Origin of the sequence: uncultured Brachyspira sp., from assembly GCF_949287625.1 — a bacterium.
Classification (GTDB): Bacteria; Spirochaetota; Brachyspiria; order Brachyspirales; family Brachyspiraceae; genus Brachyspira.
On the sequence record NZ_CASEGO010000131.1, the window covers coordinates 1 to 7,019 of the forward strand.

7 protein-coding genes are annotated in these 7,019 nt (G+C 26.8%); 4 read left to right on the forward strand and 3 right to left on the reverse strand.

Annotated features, from left to right (window positions below; translation table 11 throughout):
* The first annotated feature begins 216 nt into the window (after window positions 1-216).
* Together Q1X91_RS14170 and Q1X91_RS14175 are read left to right on the forward strand one after the other, a co-directional pair.
* Window positions 217-1,506 (forward strand): lipopolysaccharide assembly protein LapB, encoded by a 1,290-nt coding sequence (locus tag Q1X91_RS14170; RefSeq protein WP_300759017.1) that lies wholly within the window; start codon window positions 217-219, stop codon window positions 1,504-1,506.
* A 110-nt stretch (window positions 1,507-1,616) separates the two neighbouring features.
* Window positions 1,617-2,603, forward strand: a complete 987-nt coding sequence (locus Q1X91_RS14175; RefSeq protein WP_300759019.1) for a hypothetical protein — start codon at window positions 1,617-1,619, stop codon at window positions 2,601-2,603.
* Window positions 2,604-2,610: 7 nt separating this feature from the next.
* On the opposite strand, the gene Q1X91_RS14180 is transcribed toward Q1X91_RS14175, so the two are convergent.
* From Q1X91_RS14180 to Q1X91_RS14190, 3 genes are read right to left on the reverse strand one after another with little or no spacing between them, the layout of a single operon-like run.
* Complete coding sequence (locus tag Q1X91_RS14180) at window positions 2,611-3,789, reverse strand: MBL fold metallo-hydrolase (RefSeq protein WP_300759021.1); 1,179 nt, start codon at window positions 3,787-3,789, stop codon at window positions 2,611-2,613.
* A gap of 14 nt (window positions 3,790-3,803) precedes the next feature.
* Window positions 3,804-4,394: an HTH domain-containing protein gene (locus tag Q1X91_RS14185; protein ID WP_300759023.1), complete on the reverse strand. Its 591-nt coding sequence runs from the start codon at window positions 4,392-4,394 to the stop codon at window positions 3,804-3,806.
* A gap of 21 nt (window positions 4,395-4,415) precedes the next feature.
* A complete protein-coding gene (locus tag Q1X91_RS14190; RefSeq protein ID WP_300759025.1) occupies window positions 4,416-5,333 on the reverse strand; it encodes a hypothetical protein in 918 nt (305 codons plus the stop codon).
* 441 nt (window positions 5,334-5,774) lie between these two features.
* On the opposite strand from Q1X91_RS14190, the gene Q1X91_RS15620 reads away from it, so the two are divergent.
* Together Q1X91_RS15620 and Q1X91_RS14195 are read left to right on the forward strand one after the other, a co-directional pair.
* Window positions 5,775-6,002: a type I restriction-modification enzyme R subunit C-terminal domain-containing protein gene (locus Q1X91_RS15620; RefSeq protein ID WP_366945521.1), complete on the forward strand. Its 228-nt coding sequence runs from the start codon at window positions 5,775-5,777 to the stop codon at window positions 6,000-6,002.
* Window positions 6,003-6,140: 138 nt separating this feature from the next.
* Window positions 6,141-6,773 (forward strand): class I SAM-dependent methyltransferase, encoded by a 633-nt coding sequence (locus Q1X91_RS14195; protein WP_300759027.1) that lies wholly within the window; start codon window positions 6,141-6,143, stop codon window positions 6,771-6,773.
* Window positions 6,774-7,019 lie beyond the last annotated feature (246 nt).

A 7,019-nucleotide genomic window follows, 5' to 3' on the forward strand; every position in this document is an offset into this window, starting at 1 on the left:
AAAAACATTTAATAATTTTTTTTATCTTATATTTGCTTAACCTATTGTATTTCATACTCTTTTCTTATATCTACATAAAAGATACTAGTCAAGAGCCTTAATTTAATATTAGATTCTGGTATTGATTATGTATTAGAAAATATGGATTTAGTAACCAATTATAGCAATGATAAAATTTCTTTTTTAACTAACAAATATGGGAAAGAAGATTTATTTATGAATATTCTTTTACTTTTGTCTCAATCTAATATTTTTACATTTAAGATGATAGAGCAGGTAGTAAAAGATGATTGGAATATTGTTAAGAATTATTTAGATATTTTATATAATAATTTTTTTATTGATTATATAGATACTTCAAAAGAATATCTTCAGCTTAATTCAATAGTGAAAGATTATGTTCAAAGATTAGGACTACAATTATCTGATAAATATAAAGAAAATCTAAAAGAATATATAGATAAATCAATTAGTAAGGGTGTTGAATTATTCGAGGATTTATCTTCATTTATGTTTGTGGGTAAAGAATTATTAAAAAGACAAGACAGTGCTAATAATTTTATACCATTACTTATTCCATCTGTATATATTAATGCATTAGCTGAATTATATTATGAACGACGTTATAATAATGTTATTAAGATTGCTACTAAAATCTTAGAAGAAAAATGTATAAATACTGTTAATATTGGCAGTATAAGTGAAAATAGTGATAATTTAGATGGTAAAGTTAGGCGTGAATTACTATACTGGAAATGTAGTGCTCTGGCAAGAATAAGAGATGTTAAATTTTTAGAAGAAGTGCAACAATTAAGTGGGGATGATAAACATTTTTTATTAGGTTTTTATTATCGTCTTACTGGAAAACATCAAAAAGCAATAGAGCATTTAAAATTAGTAAAATCCCATTTACTATATTATCGAGTTAGTAGAGAGCTTGTTCAGGTCTATTTAAATATGGAATTATATGAAGATGCATTAAAACTAGCAGAAGAAAGTTATAATAGAGATAAAAATAATCCATATATAATACAAAGTTATTTTCGCTGTATTATTAAATTAAAAGGCAAACAAGAAAAGGAATTATTAAATATATTGTTACAGAATTTACAAAATTCTTTACATAAAAAAGCTAAAGAAATGTATTTAACTTCAAAAGCACAGTATTACACATATATAGAAAATGATTTTACAAATGCTTTGGAATGTATAAATGAAGCTATTGGTCAATTTGGTGATAATATTTATCCATACATCCATAAATTAGAGATTTTATATACTAATTTAAAGGATTATAATGAACTAGAACGCGTTGTTCAAATAATTGATGACAAATTTGTTGACCAAAATGATGTTCATACAAATTCATATAAATATCTTCCTTATTTAATAGCTAAATATATAATAGCCAGAAAACATGGAGATATGAAAGCTGCTAAATATATAGAAGAAATAAATAAAAATTTTCCAACATATGATGTTAATAAATTATCATCGTTTATGTAGTTTATATAAATACTATTTCCAAAATCGGTGGTATGATTGATAATATACAGAATATGTTATTATAATAAAATTATGCAGCAGCTTTAAGATAACATTAAATGGTGAATAATATGGATTATACAAAATATTTTTATAACTCTATAAGCAGTAGTATTGAAACAACGGCATCTCAATTAGTAAAAAATAATGGCAAAAATAAAGGAGATAGTTTTCTCTATACTATTTTTTCTAGTAATGGGGCTTATAAAAATGAAAGTATTACATTTAAAATATCAATTTCTGAACTAGAAATTTCCCAGGAAAATAGTGCTGTATATAAAAAATTAAAACTTGATATAAAGTGTGTAGAGCCAGAGTATGATGAAATATTTAAAATATATTTTTATGATGATAAAATAGCGAGAGATTTGATTTCTAAAGATATTCGTAATTCTAATACATTTGTATTTAATGAAAATAATACTTATGAAACAGACTATTTTATTTTTGTTATATCAGAGAAAGGGTTTCATTTGTGTGATAAATCTGCTGCTAACCAAAAAGATAAATATAGTGATTTGACAATAGAAAGATTTGACAGATTTTTAAATTTATACCTGCTTACATTAGCATATAATATAAAAATGGAAAATTTTTTAGAAAAAGGTGCAGAATTATATGCTGATAATACTCAGCAGGTAAGCAATATCATGAATTTGAATGAGTCAATACATGCTTTTGATTTGCAGTATTTTTTTGAAAATCCTGTAAAGATGAACAGGCATGAAACATATAAAATATGGGAAATTATGTCTGCTAAATATAAAGTTAAAGACAGACATGATGAAGTAAAAATGCAGGTATTATCATTAACTGAAATATTAGTTAAAAATAAAGAAAAATTATTAGAAGAAAAAGAAAAAAATATTAGAAAAAGAGAAGATAAATTTCATAAAAATATTGCAGTATTAGGTATTTATTTAGCAATTATACCTATTTTTATTGAAATATTAAATAATTTTAAACCGCTTGCAGAATATAAATTATATATATTGATTGCAGTGCTTGCTGTTACTGTAATAATACTGCTGCCAATCTTATTCAAGAAAAATGAATAATATATTTTTATTTAATTTCAATTTCTTCTCCGTCTGTGGGTATTATAATATTTTTATCTGGAAATAAATTAAGCATTATTTCTGGTATATCTGTGTGTATTGGTATAATGCATGACGGATTAATTATTTTAACCATTTCTTTTATGTCTTCAACATAGGCATGGCCGCTTGTATGCAGGTATTCCCATTTACCTGCTAGAGCAAGGAATTCTGGTATTGTGCTTTCTGGGTGTGTGCGGTAGCCATCCCACATTGAGTAAAGCATAATACTTTTATCTTTATCAAACTCTGGGATTATTTTGCGAAACATACTGTTATCCCGCACCATCATAAGAAAGCCTTTTTCTTTAAATTTTGGAAGAAGGTTAATGCCGTATGTTATTTTTTTAATATTATCGCATAATTTAGAATGGTCTTTCCAATGTTCTTTTATTATATTCAGCAGTTTATTCTGGTATTCATCGCATATAAAATATTTGCCTTGTGGCACAGCTTTAGCAAAACCGCATATTCTTTCAAGGTTTGTGCTTGATGTATATGCAAAAACATATTTATATTCTTTCATATATTTTTTTACTTTATGCTGCAGCTGGCATTCTGTTATAATTTCTTTATTTGCTTTTGAAATATTTGTGCCTTCTGTAATTAATACATCTACTTTTTTTATAAGGCCGCGAAGAATTTTTGTTACAGCCTTTCCACGAAAGCCATGTGTACGAAAATCACCAGTATGTAATATTTTCTTGCCTTCAGCTTCAATTAGAAACATATAGCTGTCGCAGGCTGAATGGTCTATTGAATATGGGGTAACAGTAATATCTCCAATGGGTATTTTTTGACCAGCTTCAAATATTTTTGCAGATTTTATTCTGTTTATGGTTTCCTGTTCTGCATTTTGCATAGTTGTAAGAAGAATATCTTTTGTAAGCTCTCCCATAAATATTGGTATATCTTTTCTAATATTTGGCAGCTGCCCTGTATGGTCGCCATGGTAATGAGTAAAAAAGACGGCACTGCATTTACCATTTTTATCTGTAACGCCTGATATATTAAGTGGCTTAGGCTGATAGCTGTTATCCATTGTAAGTTCATCACCCATATCTATTATAATACGGGTAGAATCGGTTTTTATTTCAACAGCTATACCGCCTATTTGATGTGAGCCGCGATGAATAATTATTTTCATTTATTCTCTCTTATTTATATGTCGCCAAATAATAAAGATTTACCATCTTGCAGTTCCCAGCCTTTTTTTGCTCTGTTATATTCTATCCATTCGCCTGTTGCCTGCAGAGAAGCAATATATCTTTGTATAGTTCTTTGTGACAGTTCCATAGTTTCAGCAAGTTCACGAGTGGTAATGCCTGGGCGGTTACGAATAAGAGATAATATTTTTATACCATCTGCTAGTTTTTTACTGAAACTGGCAGCTTTTTGTGATTTGCTGTGAGCAGAAAGCAGTATATATTTTAAATTATTTTCAATAATATCAAAACTTTCATAACACTTAAACTGTTTTTTAAGAGCACCTTGTGGTACAGGCGTACCAATCCATATAACTGTTTCATATGTGCAGCCATTGATTTCTGTATAATAATCAGTAATCATATTATAATCATCATTTGATAATTTTGCTGCATTAATTGTTACAGCAGATGCACTAAATGCTATAATATCAGTTGCACATTCAGTATTCATTACTTTATAATCATGGGCAGGAATATTTTTTAAAATAATACTGTTTTCTTCATTAGTCAGCCCATAAGTGATTATTCTATGTTCGCCAATCATTTATTATCCTTTAATATTTTATTATTTAGAGAGCATATTTATAAAGTCTTTTATTTCTATCATATTATCCATATAAAGCCCGTATCCCATAAATGATGACTGAGCAGCCAGAATTTTAAATGGATAATCTGATATATTTATATCAGATAAAATATTATTAATTTTTTTGCTCTCTGGGTCATGGTTTGCAAAAATAAATATTACTTCTGGTTCATCATCAGATAAACTTACTTCAAATTGATGTCCCTGTAATCCATCTATCAAACCCAGCTTACATTTTTGCTTAAAAACCTGCTCCATATCTTCTTTAAATTCTTTCAGCTTTTCTTTATCATCTATAAATGATTTTAAATCATCTAAATGTTTTTTTATTCCTGCATTGCCACCAACAGCATTATCGCCATATTTTACTTCAATTAAAGCCAGTGAAAGAGCATTAGTATTTTTCCTTGCTGCTCCATTTGACGGCCATTTAAATGCAACCATATCAAATCTTGAACTGTTTTCAGTATCTTGATATTCTATGTCTACTATATAATAATCAGTAGCCCGTGAAATTTTGCCGCTGTTATTATTTTCTCTAAGAATTATCTGCTGAAATTCACGCTCATATTTTGGATGTTCATGAAACCATTTATCCATTGCCTGTTTATAAAATGGAATTGATTTAACAGCTTCTTCAACATCTGGATTCGGATTTAATTTTTTATTTTCATCATATCTTGTGTCAAAAGTAATATTATACTTATCATTTTTATCATTCTTATCATTAATTTTAAATAAGCTGCCGCCACGATAATATATATTTACAGCATTTCCACGAAGCTCAAGGCAAAGAGAATCATCTTCTAAAACACAGTCTAATAATGTTTTTAACTTACCAAATTTTAATTCATCACGAAATTCACCACTTATTCTACGATGTTTTTTTGTTTCCATTATTTCCCTCCAAATTGATATATAAGGTTAAGCTTTTTATATATTATATCACATTACCACGACATCAGTATGGTATGATAAAAATTGATAAAAAAATATTTTAATTAATATTACTGCTTATACTTTTATTGTACTAATTATTATATTTATAGATATATTTTTCAAGCCGTTTTTATGTGATAATAAGTTTATACTTACACATTATTTTTTATAAGTATTATAAGATTTTCAAAATCTTTAATAGAAAGAGTAAGTGTATGTATTATTAAAGAATATGAATCATCCAGTTTATTTATAATTAAATTATACGGGCTGATTGAAAGCAGTTTGTGAAAATCTACTTCATGTTTAAAGATTAAATTAATAGTATGGCTTATATTATTTGGATTCCATTCTGCAATATTTTTTAAATGTTTATTAAGTATTTTATTTATTTCATTAATTTTAGAAAGATTTGTAAAATATATTAATGAAAGTAAATATAATACTAATCAAATAGAATTTATTTATCTGATTATAGAAAATATTCACCGTAATGGTTTTATTAAAGATAGAAGTATATTATCAAAACCACAATTTTCAAATTATAGTGGAATAATGAACCTTTTCCCTAAAGATAAAGCATATGAAATTGCTGATATAATTAACAGTTTTCCCATATCAGATTAGTAAGTATAATTTTTTTCTTTTTATTTTTAATTTTATTATATCTTTTTTCAGCACATATCATTAATTATAAAAATTACTTGCATTTATTTAAGATTGATGATAATAAAAATCAGTATCAATAAGTATGGGTGAAATATAATGAATAATAAAGATAGTATTTTATACAGAATTTTATGCAATTTTGGAAATCCAAAAGGAAAGTTTGGAAAATTTATAATAAAAGTAATGAATACAGGTCATAAAAGACTGCATAAATGGGGTATTACTTTAATGGATATAAAAGAACACTGTTGTATACTAGATATTGGCTGTGGTGGAGCATCATGTATTAAAATGTTATCAGAAAGATACAAAACATGCAAAATTTATGGTATAGACCATTCAGAAGAAAGTATTAATGCTGGAAGTATCTTAAATAAAAAGCATTTAAACAAACAGGTTTATTTACTTAAGGCTGATATTATGAAAACGCCTTTTGAAGATAATTTTTTTGATATTATTATGTCTTATGAATCCATATATTTCTGGCAAGATTTAAATAAAGCATTTCAGGAGATTGACAGGATAGCAAAAAATGGCTGCAAAATATATATATTTATGGAAGTGGTAAAAAAAACTGATACCTTTTGGAGCGGCATTATTCCAAATATGAAAGAATATAGTTATGAAGAAATAATGCAGGTAATGGAAGATAATGGATTTATAAATATATCATATTTACATAAGCCTTTTGGCAGAAATGCTGTAATTTGTGAAAAAGTGAGCCTGTGAAAAAAAGTCTGTAAATTCAGTTTTCTATGATTATATTTTTACATATCCTGCTCTATGAATAACAGAATAAAGTTATTCAGTCAAGAGCAGGAATTTATTTTTCACATTTCTATATTCTATTCAGGCAGCCGTCCTTCATACATAATACTTAATTCCCCATAAACTTGAGCCCAGTTCCTAATGGTACCAGTCCATTTTTTAGTTGCTTCAAATGTTGCCAAATAAAGAGCCTTTAAAAGTGCTGTA

What these genes read in the sequence shown, in the direction of transcription:
- Q1X91_RS14170 (WP_300759017.1), top strand. Translation starts at nt 217, where the DNA reads ATGAATATTCTTTTACTTTTGTCTCAATCTAATATTTTTACATTTAAG.
- Q1X91_RS14175 (WP_300759019.1), top strand. Translation starts at nt 1,617, where the DNA reads ATGGATTATACAAAATATTTTTATAACTCTATAAGCAGTAGTATTGAA.
- Q1X91_RS14180 (WP_300759021.1), bottom strand. Translation starts at nt 3,789, where the DNA reads ATGAAAATAATTATTCATCGCGGCTCACATCAAATAGGCGGTATAGCT.
- Q1X91_RS14185 (WP_300759023.1), bottom strand. Translation starts at nt 4,394, where the DNA reads ATGATTGGCGAACATAGAATAATCACTTATGGGCTGACTAATGAAGAA.
- Q1X91_RS14190 (WP_300759025.1), bottom strand. Translation starts at nt 5,333, where the DNA reads ATGGAAACAAAAAAACATCGTAGAATAAGTGGTGAATTTCGTGATGAA.
- Q1X91_RS14195 (WP_300759027.1), top strand. Translation starts at nt 6,141, where the DNA reads ATGAATAATAAAGATAGTATTTTATACAGAATTTTATGCAATTTTGGA.